This is a genomic window from Lutibacter sp., assembly GCF_013041805.1.
In the GTDB taxonomy this organism is placed as follows: domain Bacteria; phylum Bacteroidota; class Bacteroidia; order Flavobacteriales; family Flavobacteriaceae; genus Lutibacter.
Genome location: NZ_JABDRI010000063.1, coordinates 1 through 14704 on the forward strand (window position 1 = coordinate 1; position 14704 = coordinate 14704).

The window sequence follows — 14704 nt, forward strand, 5'->3', positions numbered from 1 at the left end:
AAAGTTTCACATTGGCATATAATACTCAATCAGAAAAAGAAGTTGACCAATTAATTGAGAGATTAAGAGCTAGAGGTGTTGAAATAATTAAGGAACCTCAAAAAACGAATTGGGGTGGATATAGCAGTTACGTATCAGATTTGGATGGAAATTTATGGGAAATTGCTTTTAACCCTTACCTGAAACTTGATAAAATAGGAAACGTAACCAAATAGAACCAATTGGGAATCATGCGAATCGAAAACATGAAACATAGATTTTACGCTAAAACTAAAACAGAACAACATCAAATTTTATTCTTGATTGGTTTAGTTGCATTTAGTATCATCATTTCATCTTTCATAGTATCATGGATAACTGGATTTTATCTGATTGGAATTCTTATTTTTTCAATTGTATTATCCATAATTGCACCTTTTTTTGACACACCATCACTAAAAAAAAGTGGAAAATTACTCTATCACTCACCACTCTTTCTCTCTGAAACACCAAATAACGGGGTAATCATCATACACGGTGGAACCCTATTTGATTATGTTTTTGTGCTTGACAAAAAAATGAATGGAACACAACGAACCAAATTGATTCTTCAACTATATTTACAAGGGCTTTTGAACTTAATAGAGGAATATGAACGTCATAAAAACAATAAACTCAAAGTACGTGGGACAAGTTATATACTCAACCAAAATACAGCTGAGCGTATTGGGTTCAAAATACAAAAAACTGACTTTGTTCAAAAACTAATACTCACATTCAATTATTTCAATATTTTGGTATCATCTTCTATAGCCAAAAAAAAAATATCATTTCCAAATTTAAATGATACCAAAACATTTGAAGCAACGCTTATAGACCTTATTGAACGAAAAGAATATATTAGTAAATTGAATAGCAGATTAAAAAATGCTATTGTAAACAATCAATAAAATCAATTGCTTTATTTTGATTTTAACAGTTAGAATATTTTCATAATGTTAACATATTTAGAATGAAATTCATTCCAAAATAAAGAACTGCTGAAAATAACATCTCATAAATTTTTTTGTTATATTTGATTAAGTAAATCCATAAAGATGAGGACATTAAAAATATTTTTCGTATTAACTTCTGTAATTTTTACATATAGTTGTAACTACAAAGCAACAAAAGAAAAAGTCCCTACTTCAATTGAAATTACTCAACCGAATGATTCAACATTAATTGGAGTATGGAAACATATGAGTCCAAATGGACCAATGAAAATCTATTTCAAAGAAAATGGAACAGTGGAAACCGATTTAGGAGACAATAATTCAGTTGATATCATTTCAAGCTATACTATAAAATCAGATACCATAGAATTTTTTGATAAAGAGGGAAAATCTTGTCCTAATGCTGGAATTTATAAAGTCTATAATAGAGGGTATACCGTTTCTTTTGATGTTTTAGATGACCTTTGTAATGGAAGAATAAAATCTACATCTGGATTTTGGGTTAGACCTAATCATTTAGATCAAATAAATCAATTAAATTCAATAATTGAAAAAACAGATGATATAAAATCTATTTTACATAGAGGAAGGATGTACTTAGCGCTCCAAAAATATGAATTAGCAAAAAAAGACTTTGATATGTATATAAAAAGAGATTCTTCAGATGCAAAAGTTTATATAAACAGAGCTGCAACAAGATTCCCATACGGTTTTCAAGGAATTGTATATGATTGTAATAAAGCAATAGCGATAGATTCTACTGATAAAAATGCATATTTTTTAAGAGGTTTAGCATATTATGCCTTAGATGAAAAGCAGAAAGGATGTGATGATTTTCAAAAGTCTATTGATTTAGGATTTGAAATACTAAAAGAGGCCGAATATAATAAGTGTAAAGAATTTTGGTAGGGTTTTAAAGGTTGTACCAGCATTCAATTTTGAATTAAAAGGCGATAATTATACGCTTCCCTGTGGGAATTTTTTAGCAGTTCTTACTTCAAAAAAACATTTGGATTACCTAAAATTTGAGTCTCAAGGAGTTGTACCTAGTGTGAAGTTTACCATGGAAACTGATTGGATAAGCCAATTATCGAACTATATAGAAAATAAAAAATAGGCAAATCTTAATTAATCTACCTACATGAAATAAGAAGGTCATTATTTCAGTATAAATAATGCTCAAAAATTTAGAGAATGAACTATTGGAATATAGCGAGGTGACTGATAAGTTGATAATACCTAACAAGCAAAAAAATAGAACGAGATTGTGAAATATGAACGTGGACAATTAAATACCAATATAAGTCATCCTACTAACATATAAAGTAATCAAAAAGCCCACTTATTTATTTTTATTTTCACCCTTTGGATCAACAAATTCTGACTGATATTTCTCTAAAAACTTCTTTTGTCTTGCAATCATTTGTTCTCTTATTTTATCAATATCCATAAAGTCTTTACCAAAATCACTTCCAAAAAAATCATCATTAAAGAAACGTTCACTAAAGACTGAGTCTTGAGAAAAAACATCATCAAAACCCTGATTTTTAAATCCTGAAAAATTTGTAAAAAATCTCGACTTAAGTAATTGCATCAAACTATCTCTTTCTACAGATGACAGATTCTCTAACTTATTAGAAGATGACCAAGAGTACATACTATCATAACTAATTAAATTTCCATTTTCATCAAATTCTTTATTTACTTTCCAGCTACCATTCGGTTCTTTACCTATATTTTTTTCATTTTTTGTAATATCCGAATTTTTTGCCTCATTATTTTGTCCACTACAACTAACCGTTAAAAAAACTGTAAATAATAATAAAATATAATTTTTCATTATTCTAAAATTTTAAAATTAGACATCTATTAATCCTACTAAAACAATAATAAAGAAAGATAAGACGAGGCTGAAAAATCAGCCTCATCCTCTTTAATTAACTAAAATAAAGATATAGTTATAAAATTTTAATTGTTCTCGCTGGCTTTTGCTTTGCCTCTTCTTTTTTAGGTAAATGAATTCTTAAAATACCGTTATTATAACTTGCATTTATTTTATCTTCATCTACGGTTTCCGGTAAATTAAAAGTTCTTTTAAAAGAAGAGTAACCGAATTCTCTACTAGTGTAAATTTCTTCTTTTTGTTCACTTTCTTCTTTAATTTCAGCAGCGATGTATAATACTTGGTTGTCTAGGTCAATCTGAAAATCTGATTTTTTTAAACCTGGAACAGCCATATCTACCATAAAGGCATCAGGCATTTCTTTAATATTTACTTTTGGTAAAGAAATACCAGTATTAAAATTTGAAGAAAATACAGATGGTAGGTCTTCATTAAAAATATCATCTAACCAGTTAGACCAAGTTGGGAAGTTTACATTTGAATTTGCTTTTGCTAAACTTCCGTTTTTAGGAACATGTACTAAAGTGCTCATAAATACAAAATTTTAAATTAAACATTATTTCAAATTTGAAATCATACTGACTTCTTTTTTATTTGAACAAATAAAATACCAAAAATGAATGAATCATCTTTTATCTAAGATTTTTAATAAATTAATGCTTTTAAGAGCCTGATATTCTGAATTATTGTCATTTTTTAAATTAAATAAATGTCAATTTGACATTTAAAATTATGGAATTTGTCTAAAAAAGTACTACTCATGATGTATTTAAATTCATTGCTAGTTCAAGGATATGTATAATTACTTTTCCTAACTTAGTAAAAAATTATGAAAATCATTAATCTATAAATTAGCAAGCATAATGAAAGAACAATTACTCTACATTATCTTAATATCTCCTTTATTATCGTGCCAATTCAATAAAGAAAAAAAAACAACAGAAAGTAAAAAATATTTTCAAGATGGAAAGAGTAAATAAGAATTAGCTTATAAAACTGACTCTATCAAACTAAAAGGAATTGAAGATTCAGTTGATCACAGTTATTTTGCTGGGTCCTTAAAAGATTTAAGACAATTATAAATTATTAAAAAACATTTATATATGAAATTTATATTGAGACAATGGAATCTAAAAGATATTGAAAGTTTAGTAAAATATGCAAATAACTCAAAAATTGCGGCAAACTTAACCGACCAATTTCCACATCCATATACTAAGGAACATGGAGAGGCATTTATTAAAATGGCGACTAAAAACAGTCCTGATAGAATTTTTGCAATAGAAATTAATGGAGAAGCTTCTGGAGGAATTGGATTGCATTTTCAAACAGATATTCATAAGAAAAATGCTGAACTTGGATATTGGTTAGCAGAACCCTATTGGGGAAAAGGAATTATGACCAAAGTTGTACTGCAGATGATAGATTACGGATTTAAAACTTTTGAAATTGATAGAATATTTGCTCGGCCATTTGGCACAAATATTGGCTCTCAGAAAGTTTTAGAAAAAGCAGGATTTATTTTAGAAGGAAAATTTGAAAAAACCTTATTCAAACAAGGTGAATATTTAGACGAATTAATTTATGCTATCAGAAAAAAATAATAAAACCATACAAGAGAAAGCAAAAAGTGAGAAATCATCCGCCATTACTCATGCCGTATTAATTGGATTTCTTATCGGGATTATAATTTACAGTATTGTAGTGAATACTATGGGCTTTTTTACGCTAATCTCTTTGTATTTTATTTATAAATTGATTGAGAATTCTAAGAAAAATATAGCCTACAGAACTGTTAAAAGAACCAAATTTAAAGTAAAAGATTGTGAATATTTGTAAAAACTGTAAAACAGAGGTAACACTAAATTATTGCCCAAATTGTGGAAATCCAATTAAACTAACTAGAATTAATAGTCAATATATTGTTCAAGAAGTTGGAAGTGTTCTAAATTTCGACAAAGGAATATTTTATACCATTCGAGAATTAATATTGCGGCCAGGAAAAACAATAAGGCAATTTATAAAAGAAGATAGGAATCGTTTAGTCAAGCCTATTGTATTTATAATAATAAGCTCATTAATTTATTCCATTTTCCAACAACTATTTAATTTTGAAGATGGCTATGTAGGTTATTCCTTTGAAAAGGATTCTGCCATACATTCTATCTTTAATTGGGTTTCTAAAAATTATGGCTATTCCAATATATTAATGGGAATTTTTATTGCCTTATGGATAAAAATATTTTTTAAGAAGTACGGTTATAATTTCTATGAGATTCTTATCCTTTTATGTTTTGTTATGGGAATTGGCATGTTGCTATTTGCTGTATTTGGAGTTGCTGATAGTTTAATTGATTTAAAAATTATTGATAAAGGATACTTAATAGGGATACTTTATATTTTATGGGCAATTGCACAGTTTTTTGATAAAAAGAAAATTTGGAACTATCCAAAAGCGTTAGTTTCATACTTTTTAGGAATGGTAACTTTTATGATTGGAATCTATGCAATTGGTGCCATAATTGATGCTATGAGCTAAAACTATGTAAAATACTAACCATAACTCATTACTGGCTCTCTCCTACTTTTAAAAAATCCTATCGTATTTTCTATTCGGATTTTATTTCCTAAATTGGGTGCATAAACAAAGCATTCATCTTTTATAAAAACATTACAAGACTAAAAAAACAATACATTATGAAAAATACTTATTATCATCAACTATTGAAAAATAATAAAGAATGGGTCCAAAAAAAAATTGATACTGACCCAAAGTATTTCGAAGAATTATCTAAAGGTCAAAAACCACCCGTTTTATGGATTGGTTGTGCCGATAGTAGAGTGCCCGCGAACCAAATAACCGGGACACTACCTGGTGAAATGTTTGTGCACAGAAATATTGCTAATATGGTAGTGCATACAGACATGAATATGCTAAGTGTACTCGATTATGCAGTAAATATCCTAAAAGTAAAACATGTTATTGTTTGCGGACATTATGGTTGTGGAGGTGTACAAGCTGCTATGCAGAACAAATCTTTAGGGTTGATCAATAAATGGATCAGAAATATTAAAGAAGTTTATAAAGATAACATTACCGAATTAAGAAAAATAGAAGATGATCAAAAACGTTTTGATCGATTAGTAGAGCTAAACGTTAAAGCACAAGTATATGACTTGGCAAAAACATCAATTGTTCAAAAAGCTTGGAAAGACGATAGTGGTTTAGAAATTCATGGTTGGGTGTATGGCTTAAATGACGGTATTATCAAAGATTTAAAAGTATCAATGGATAGTGCGGCTCATTTAGATGATATTTTTACCTTAGACTTAGATTAAAACCTTAATTTTTATTCATAAAAACCGATTGAAATTATAAATTTAGCATAAAGGTTTACATCTACTTTAATGGTCTATTGTTTTTACACAAACCTTAGTACTTCATTCTGACTAACTCAATAACCAATGATAAAGATTTTTAGAAAAGTCCGTCAGAAATTTCTTTCAAAGGGAAAAACTGGAAGATATCTTACATACTCCATTGGAGAAATAATTCTTGTGGTTATTGGAATTTTGATTGCGCTCCAAGTAAATACGTGGAATCAAAACCGCATAGATACGGAAGAAGAAAATCAACTTCTTCAGGCCATACAAATTAAAATGCAATACAATAGGTTTCAGTCTGAAATTGGATTCAGCCGATATAGTTCAGTTTTAAAGGCCTCTAAAGAATTAATAAAAATAAGTACAAACCAATTAACATCTGTCAATCAAGAAGATATAAACTACTGTTTTCATTTGCTATCGAAAAGATTTTTAGTTGGTAATTCTAATAAAACATCTATTTACGATGAAATGATAGGGTCAGGACAACTAAAGCTCCTAACATCAAATGAACTTAGAAGTGAGCTTACCTCCTTAAAAGCAAATCTAGAACTACTTGCCTCTTATGAAGATTTACAAACTAATTTTGTAGACAATCATTTAAATCCGTTTTTAAATAAATATACCAATCGCCTTTCAATAACTGTAAATGGATACGAAAAAGACACTTCTATGTATGATAAAGTTTTAGCAAAATCCTTTTCAACTATAGAAATAATGAATAGTAAATCCACAAATGCAGACGTAATAAAAGACCCTGTATTTATAAACTTACTTACAGAGTTAATTTATCATACATCAGCTCTTTTACCAATTTATGGACGAATTGACGAAAATATTTCAACCATTGAATCTTTAACATCAAACTCTAGTCAAAAATAAATTCAAGTAATTAAATAAAAAATAAAGATCATTCGTTTCTTTATTAAATTGGTTGAAAACAGAAAAGAATGATATATAAGAATATGAAACTACGCTCCCTTTTATTTATCCTACTCATAAGTAGTATACATTTATTAATTGCTCAAGAACAATTAATTACCAATGCATACAACCGTGAAACAACTTCACTAAATGGCTACTGGAACTATATTGTAGATCCTTATGAAAACGGATTTTACAACTACCGTTACGAACCTTTTGAAAATCAAAAAAATCCAGGAAGCGGAGCTTTTTTTACGAATTCTAAGGCCAAAACCAAATCTGATTTAATTGAATACGACTTTGATAAAATGGATCGTATGTTAGTTCCAAGCGACTGGAATACTCAAAAGGAAAATCTATTCTATTACGAAGGTACTGTATGGTTTAAAAAGTCGTTTAATTATTCCAAATCTAAAAATAACAACCGTGTGTTTGTCTATTTTGAAGCATCTAACTACGAAACTGATGTGTATTTGAATGGAGAAAAATTAGGGAAACATATTGGTGGTTTTACACCTTTTAATTTTGAAATTACCGACAAATTAGAAAATAAAGGCAACTTTTTAATTGTAAAAGTTGATAACAAACGAAAAAAAGAAGCAGTACCCACATTAAATACAGATTGGTGGAACTATGGCGGAATTACAAGAGATGTAAAATTGATAGAAACAAGTGAAACTTTTGTGGAAGATTATTTCATTCAATTAGACCCTCATAATAAGAACCATATTATGGGTAAATTAAGGTTAAACGGTACCAACAAAAAACAAAAAGAGGTTACCATAAGCATCCCTGAATTAAAGATAGAAAAGAGTTTTTATACCGATGAAAAAGGCACAATAACAATTGATATTATTTCAAGCAACATACAATATTGGTCTTTAGAAAACCCTTTTTTATACGATGTATTTATTAAAACAGACGAAGATCAAATTGTTGATCAAATAGGTTTTCGAAGTATTAAAACAAAAGGAGCTCAAGTTCTTCTGAATGAACAACCTATATTTTTAAAAGGAATTTCCATTCATGAAGAAAGTCCAATTCACGATGGAAGAGGACATTCCTTAGAAGATGCCAAACAGTTGTTAACATGGGCACAAGAACTTGGATGTAATTATGTGCGTTTGGCTCATTACCCACATAATGAACACATGGTGCGTCTAGCCGATAAGTTAGGTATATTAGTTTGGGAAGAGAATCCAGTGTATTGGACTATTTCTTGGGAAAACAAGCAAACCTATAAAAATGCAAAACATCAACTTTCAGAAGTAATCGATAGAGATAAGAATAGAGCAAGCGTTATAATTTGGTCAATGGCCAATGAAACACCAACAAGTGAAGCACGAAACTCTTTTCTAACAGATTTAGCAACCTATACCAAAGAAAAAGACCCTACACGATTAATAAGTGCTGCACTTGAACAAAGCAATTATCAAGGAAACCCATTGGTGCGAACAATTAGTGATCCGTTTGCAGAAGTGGTAGACATTCTAAGTTTCAATCAATACATTGGATGGTATGATGGTGGTATAGAAAAATGCAGCACCATTAGCTGGAATATTGGATACAATAAACCTGTAATAATTTCTGAATTTGGGGCTGGAGCAAAATATGGATTACATGGTAATAAAGATACAAGATGGAATGAGGAATATCAAGAATATCTTTACCAAGAAACCTTGAAAATGATTGATCAAATAGATCAACTATCAGGTATTTCGCCTTGGATATTAGTTGATTTTAGATCTCCAAGAAGAGTTTTACCCGAAATACAAGATGGTTGGAATAGAAAAGGTTTGATATCAGAAAAAGGCGATAAGAAAAAAGCTTTTTTCGTGCTAAAAAATTATTATGAACATAAAACTAGTCCTGACAAAGAATAAGTAGCGTTGAAATCACCTGTTATAAAATAAGTTATCTCACATTAAAACTCAATCACACACGCTATACATCATTAGATGTTAGACTAAGAAATTGGAAATGAAAAAAGATTCTCTACTTAAATTTACTCATTATTTCCTCCTCTTTTGGTAGTAATTACAACGGCCCCATTAGCCCCTCTTGAACCATAAATTGCGGCAGCTGCTCCTTTCAAAACATCAACGCTTTTTACATTCATAGGTTCCAATTCCATTAATTGTGACATACGTGCATCAACACCATTTATAATAATTAAAGCAGCACTTGAACCATTTAACGAACTTTCTCCACGAATTAATATCGATCCTCCACTAACTATGATTGATGGTGAACTATTCGTAATAAGCTCTATCATATTCGAATACTTTGCAAACTTATAATTGTTATCATTCTTAATAGTTGTTGTAGCGTAAGATTTATCTTTTTCATTAATATGTCCATAACCCATAGCCACATTAAGATTCTTTTCTCCTGGTTTAAAAACTAAATTTATAAATGCTTCGTTTGGTATTTCTTCAGTTTTTACTTTTTGTGAATAAAAACCATTAGCGCTTATTTTAATTTTATCTTTTAATAAACAACTTACCTCAAAATTCCCTAAAGAATCAGTCAACACGGTTACTTTACTACTTAAAACCTTCACTTCGGCATTCACTACTACAATATTTTCTAAAGTTGTAACATGCCCTTTCAACGTTCTTTCTTGAGCAGATGAAATACTTGTAAAAGAACATAAGAGAGCAAATGAAAACAGTATGGTAAATATATATTTCATGATTTGTTAATATTTTAAATTCGATTTTTAAAAGTACAATATTTAATTAGAATGAGTAAAGTTCACAAGTTATGACATCATAAAGTTACTATTAGAAAAGGAATTACTTCAAAAGAAATCTTTACACATCTCTTCAAATAACTAAATTGAGATGTTCTAATAAGATTTTAATTCTTCAACAATTCCTTCTGATTAATTGCTTTATTAATTTCAACAGTTACATATTTGTGACTGTTAAAAAATAATTTTTTAGAGGTTAATTCAATAGTTGCAATTAAACGACCATTTTTCTTTTCTTTGATAGACGTTACTTGAACTTTTTTACCCTTTACATTATTATAATTTGGAACTCCTCCTTTTTTTATAATCAAATTAGTCCTTGGAAAATTAATATATGTATAATTATGATTATTTGACGCTTCACCAATCTCAAAAACATCCCCTACTTGGATAGTTGAATTCGAACTTTGAGAATACATAATACCAGTAAACAAACTCACTAAAAAAGCCAATAAAATACGATTTTTCATTATAAAAAATTTTAATTGTTAATAGCGTAAAAATAAATGAATATTAACATTTAAACAAGAATAAAAAATAGTAAAAATCTATTCACATATAATAGAACATAATAATTGCTGACTGCCCTTTTAAGAATTAATGCATTTCACTTATTGAAAATTACATTTTGCGGAAAATAGATTTTCTAATTTTTATTTGAACACCCCTATATACTTCCAAATTTTCTATTGCAATAGAAAAATAAAAATAAACCGAAAACAAACCTAAAATTCAATTAAAATAATTTTATATTTGATAAAAATAAAATCATACCATTATGAAAATTAAGCTTTTAGGATTCGCAATTGTACTACTATTATTTTCTTGTAAAGAAGAAATAAAGGAAACTAAAAAAGATATCAAACAATATACTATTCAACAGTTTATGGACAACGAAGCCATTGGTGGTGGAAGTTTTTCATCAGACAATAGTAATTTACTCATATCCAGTAATCGCTCAGGAATTTATAATGTGTATACAATTTCTGCTAAAGGAGGAGACATGGTGCCTGTTACACAGTCTGATAGTACCTCTATTTTTGCTGAATCTTATTTTCCTAATGATGATAGAATGTTAGTAAGCGCCGATGGTAATGGTGATGAAATTGATCACTTATTTGTACGAGAATTAGATGGAACTATAAAAGATATTACGCCTGAAAAAGGCGCAAAATCTAATTTCTACGGATGGTCTAAAGATGATAAGTATTTATATTATGGGTCCAATAAAAGAGATCCAAAATATTTTGATGTGTATAAATTATCAATTGATAATTATACGTCTGCAATGATTTATCAAAATAACGATGGTTTAGATTTTAGTGGAATGTCAAATGACGAGAACTATTTTGCCTTATCTAAAACTTTAAATACAAATGATAGCGACTTATTTCTGTATGATGTAAAAACGAAACAAATGACAAAAATAAATGAAAATCAAAGTGCAAATGCTGCACAAGATTTTTCAGTAGATAATTCGACCTTTTATTATACGACTGATGATGGTGCAGAATTTTCTTATTTAATGTCTTATACCCTAGGTTCAAAAGAAAAGAAAAAAGTTATTGAGAAATCATGGGATATTTCTGGAAGCTCCTTTACTTCAGAAGGGAAATATATGGTTGTATATATTAATGAAGATGGAAAAAATGCTATTGAAGTATTAGATAGTAATACGATGACACCTATTGATTTACCAAACTTTGACGGTAAAAGCATTACGAGTGTAGGATTTAGTAAAAATGAAAAATGGATGCGATTATATGTTGGGGGTTCTAATTCACCTTCAGATTTATATACGTATAACTTAGAGACTAAAGAACAATTTAAATTAACAAATGTATTAAATGACGCTATTAACATTGACGACCTTGTAACCGCAAAAGTAATTAGATTTAAGTCTTTTGATGGTACCGAGATTCCTGCCATTTATTACCTACCTCATCAAGCTTCTCCAGCAAATAAAGTACCAGCAATGGTATGGGTTCACGGTGGGCCTGGAGGACAAACTCGTCAAGGATTTAACTCATTAATTCAATACATGGTAAATCACGGATATGCCGTTTTAGCAGTGAACAATCGTGGAAGTAGTGGGTACGGAAAAACCTTTTATAAAATGGATGATAAAAACCATGGTGAAAACGATTTACAAGATTGCGTAGAAGGAAAAAATTGGTTAGCTCAACAAACTGAAATTAATGGTGAAAAAATAGGAATTATTGGTGGTTCTTATGGTGGTTATATGACCATGGCTGCTTTAACATACACTCCAGAGGAATTTGCCGTTGGAGTCAATCTATTTGGAGTTACAAATTGGTTGCGAACATTAAAAAGTATTCCTCCATATTGGGAATCATTTAGAGAGTCGTTATACCTAGAATTGGGTGATCCATATTCAGCAGATTCTGTTCGATTGAAACGAATCTCACCTTTATTTCATACTGATAAAATTACAAAGCCTTTAATTGTTTTACAAGGCGCTGAAGATCCAAGAGTATTACAAGTTGAGTCTGATGAAATTGTGGCAGGAGTTAGAAAAAATAATGTTCCGGTTGAATATGTGCTATTCCCTGATGAAGGTCATGGTTTTGTAAAAAAGGAAAATCAAATAGAAGCGTATAGTAGAATACTTACATTTTTAGACACTTATCTTAAGTAAGAATCATACCAGAGATGTAGCGTTTATAAAAAATTAATTAAAATAATTTTATCGGTACACGTAACAATTATTTTGAAACCCAAGTTCTTAGAGTTGGTTATAGGTGCAAATTCTATGAGTAAGGATATTATTACCTTGATTAATCAACTGTATATCAGTAAATTAATAAAAATAAATATATTTTATATTCTTATTTTATTTGCTACATTAGAGGTGTTAAAAATCCTGCTCATAGTTGATACAGGCATTGAAAAAATAACAGAATTATGAATAGAAAAATAGCAGTTGCAATTTATGCATGTTTATTTATAATAAGTGCCTGCAAACACGAAAAGAAAGAACATTGGAGTTATGAAGGTGAAACTTCTCCAGAGCATTGGGTAGAAATTGAAAAAAACTCTGACTGCGGAGGAATGTATCAGTCTCCCATAAACATCATTGAAAAAAATACAGTTCTAACAAAAGATGTCAATCATTTAGAAGTATTTTATTCTCCAACAACACACTTAAGTGAAGTTGAAAATAATGGTCATTCCATACAATTTGGTTTCCAAGCTGGTGATTCAATTAGGTATATGAATGAAACATTTTACCTCAAACAAATACATTTTCATGAACCTTCTGAGCACAAAATAAATGGCGTTATATTTCCTATTGAAGCTCATTTAGTTCATATAAGTAAAGACAATAAAATAACCGTTTTAAGTATATTGGGAATTGAAGGAGAAGAAAGTCAGCTCTTTGAATTGTTTGAAAGTTTTCTACCGCTTAAAAATGGTGAATCAAAAAAAATTAATACGGTTATAGATTTAACGCAATTATCGATTGAAAATCAAGAATATTTCTCTTACAGCGGATCACTAACAACTCCTCCATGTTCTGAAAATGTTAATTGGATTATTTTCAAGCAACCAATTGTTATTTCATTAGAAGAAGTGCTTAAATTAAGAGATAATATGCCACTAAACAATTATCGTATTGAACAACCTTTAAATGGAAGAGTTGTTTACAACAATTTGAATTAATCATATATCCACCCTAAATAAATAGCTGCTACTACACATACTTCACTTTTTTCTTTGAGAAATAACTTCTCGTGAATTTCTTTTCTCATATAATTTATACTTTCTAGATATAATTATTAAAAATGACAAAAAAATTACAACACATAAAAGCTCCTTTTTATTAGATTTTAATGTTAAATTTGCCTCATCCTTTTACTATGATAACAACAGATCTTAAAAAAGCTAAAATAGCATTACAGCAAAACAATATAGTTGCTGTACCTACTGAAACCGTTTATGGATTAGCAGGCAATGCTTTTAGTGATGTTGCCATAAAAAAAATATTTACTTTAAAGAAAAGACCTTTTTATAACCCATTAATTATTCATATCAAATCTGCCGAATTTTTGCCTGAAGTTGCCATTGATATTCCAAAAATAGCGATACAATTAGCGAAAGAATTTTGGCCAGGTCCTTTAACGTTGGTCTTAAAAAAACAACCACATATTTCAGATTTAGTGACCGCTGGAAAAAATACGGTAGCCATTAGGGTTCCAAATCATCCATTAACTTTAGAGTTGCTAAATCAACTCGAGTTTCCTGTTGCTGCCCCAAGCGCAAACCCTTTTGGGTCTATAAGTCCAACAAGTGCCAACCATGTAGATCATTATTTTAAAGATGACTTAGCAATTATTTTAGATGGAGGTGCGTGCGAAAAAGGTATTGAATCTACTATTATTGGGTTTGAAAATGAGTTACCTATTTTGTATAGGTTGGGTTCTTTATCCATTGAGCATATTGAAGCAAAAATTGGAAATGTATTAGCTAAAACCCATAGTAATGATAACTCACCAGTAGCTCCAGGAATGCTTTCGCGTCATTACGCACCAGCTACAGCTACGTTTCTTACAAATAATGTTGAACAATTAATTCAAGCATATCCTAATAAAAAAATAGGATTACTTCTTTTTCAAAACAACGTAACTCAAACTGTTGAACATCAAGAAATTCTCTCAAAATCAGGAGATTTAGAGGAAGCTGCTAAAAATTTATATGCAGCGATGCACCAACTAGATCAACTACAATTAGACATAATTATTG

Annotated in this window: 16 protein-coding genes; 12 read left to right on the forward strand and 4 right to left on the reverse strand. The window is 29.4% G+C overall.

Annotated features, from left to right (window positions below; translation table 11 throughout):
- From HKP59_RS08080 to HKP59_RS08090, 3 genes are all read left to right on the forward strand, one after another.
- Nucleotides 1-215, forward strand: a 215-nt coding sequence (locus HKP59_RS08080) for a VOC family protein (protein ID WP_291805468.1), incomplete at its 5' end; no start/stop codon positions are given.
- 30 nt (nt 216-245) lie between these two features.
- Nucleotides 246-929 (forward strand): hypothetical protein, encoded by a 684-nt coding sequence (locus HKP59_RS08085; RefSeq protein WP_291805470.1) that lies wholly within the window; start codon nt 246-248, stop codon nt 927-929.
- 147 nt (nt 930-1076) lie between these two features.
- Entirely contained in the window at nt 1077-1883 is an 807-nt protein-coding gene (locus HKP59_RS08090; protein ID WP_291805473.1) for a hypothetical protein, read from the forward strand.
- 433 nt (nt 1884-2316) lie between these two features.
- Here HKP59_RS08090 and HKP59_RS08095 read toward each other — a convergent pair whose 3' ends face one another.
- Nucleotides 2317-2814, reverse strand: coding sequence for a hypothetical protein (locus tag HKP59_RS08095; protein ID WP_291805476.1), 498 nt, complete (start codon nt 2812-2814; stop codon nt 2317-2319).
- Between the two features lie 118 nt (nt 2815-2932).
- Nucleotides 2933-3409, reverse strand: coding sequence for an Hsp20/alpha crystallin family protein (locus HKP59_RS08100; protein ID WP_291805479.1), 477 nt, complete (start codon nt 3407-3409; stop codon nt 2933-2935).
- Nucleotides 3410-3980: 571 nt separating this feature from the next.
- Here HKP59_RS08100 and HKP59_RS08105 point away from each other — a divergent pair.
- The 6 genes from HKP59_RS08105 to HKP59_RS08130 all read left to right on the forward strand — a co-directional run bounded on the left by HKP59_RS08105 (nt 3981) and on the right by HKP59_RS08130 (nt 9068).
- Nucleotides 3981-4481: a GNAT family protein gene (locus tag HKP59_RS08105; protein ID WP_291805482.1), complete on the forward strand. Its 501-nt coding sequence runs from the start codon at nt 3981-3983 to the stop codon at nt 4479-4481.
- Nucleotides 4462-4716: an FUSC family protein gene (locus HKP59_RS08110; RefSeq protein WP_291805484.1), complete on the forward strand. Its 255-nt coding sequence runs from the start codon at nt 4462-4464 to the stop codon at nt 4714-4716. The genes HKP59_RS08105 and HKP59_RS08110 overlap by 20 nt, the downstream gene beginning before the upstream one ends.
- Nucleotides 4703-5416 carry a DUF3667 domain-containing protein gene (locus HKP59_RS08115; RefSeq protein ID WP_291805485.1) on the forward strand — a complete coding sequence of 238 codons (714 nt, stop codon included), beginning with the start codon at nt 4703-4705 and terminating at the stop codon, nt 5414-5416. Before HKP59_RS08110 ends, HKP59_RS08115 begins: the two co-directional genes overlap by 14 nt.
- Before the next feature lie 158 nt (nt 5417-5574).
- Nucleotides 5575-6216 carry a carbonate dehydratase gene (gene can / locus HKP59_RS08120; protein WP_291805487.1) on the forward strand — a complete coding sequence of 214 codons (642 nt, stop codon included), beginning with the start codon at nt 5575-5577 and terminating at the stop codon, nt 6214-6216.
- A gap of 126 nt (nt 6217-6342) precedes the next feature.
- Nucleotides 6343-7143: a hypothetical protein gene (locus HKP59_RS08125; RefSeq protein ID WP_291805490.1), complete on the forward strand. Its 801-nt coding sequence runs from the start codon at nt 6343-6345 to the stop codon at nt 7141-7143.
- Nucleotides 7144-7211: 68 nt separating this feature from the next.
- Nucleotides 7212-9068 carry a glycoside hydrolase family 2 TIM barrel-domain containing protein gene (locus HKP59_RS08130; RefSeq protein ID WP_291805492.1) on the forward strand — a complete coding sequence of 619 codons (1857 nt, stop codon included), beginning with the start codon at nt 7212-7214 and terminating at the stop codon, nt 9066-9068.
- A 122-nt stretch (nt 9069-9190) separates the two neighbouring features.
- Here the strand turns inward: HKP59_RS08130 and HKP59_RS08135 are convergent, their stop codons facing one another.
- Together HKP59_RS08135 and HKP59_RS08140 are read right to left on the reverse strand one after the other, a co-directional pair.
- On the reverse strand, nt 9191-9880 hold the full coding sequence (locus tag HKP59_RS08135; protein WP_291805495.1) for a TonB-dependent receptor plug domain-containing protein: 690 nt from the start codon (nt 9878-9880) through the stop codon (nt 9191-9193).
- A gap of 167 nt (nt 9881-10047) precedes the next feature.
- The gene (locus tag HKP59_RS08140) at nt 10048-10410 is read right to left on the reverse strand and encodes a dihydroorotase (RefSeq protein ID WP_291805498.1); all 363 of its coding nucleotides are present in this window, start codon (nt 10408-10410) and stop codon (nt 10048-10050) included.
- A 308-nt stretch (nt 10411-10718) separates the two neighbouring features.
- Between HKP59_RS08140 and HKP59_RS08145 the strand changes: the two genes are divergently transcribed.
- From HKP59_RS08145 to HKP59_RS08155, 3 genes are all read left to right on the forward strand, one after another.
- Nucleotides 10719-12599 carry a prolyl oligopeptidase family serine peptidase gene (locus tag HKP59_RS08145; protein WP_291805501.1) on the forward strand — a complete coding sequence of 627 codons (1881 nt, stop codon included), beginning with the start codon at nt 10719-10721 and terminating at the stop codon, nt 12597-12599.
- A gap of 266 nt (nt 12600-12865) precedes the next feature.
- The gene (locus HKP59_RS08150) at nt 12866-13624 is read left to right on the forward strand and encodes a carbonic anhydrase (RefSeq protein ID WP_291805504.1); all 759 of its coding nucleotides are present in this window, start codon (nt 12866-12868) and stop codon (nt 13622-13624) included.
- Nucleotides 13625-13821: 197 nt separating this feature from the next.
- Nucleotides 13822-14704: L-threonylcarbamoyladenylate synthase (locus HKP59_RS08155; RefSeq protein WP_291805507.1), on the forward strand; the 883-nt coding region annotated here is incomplete at its 3' end.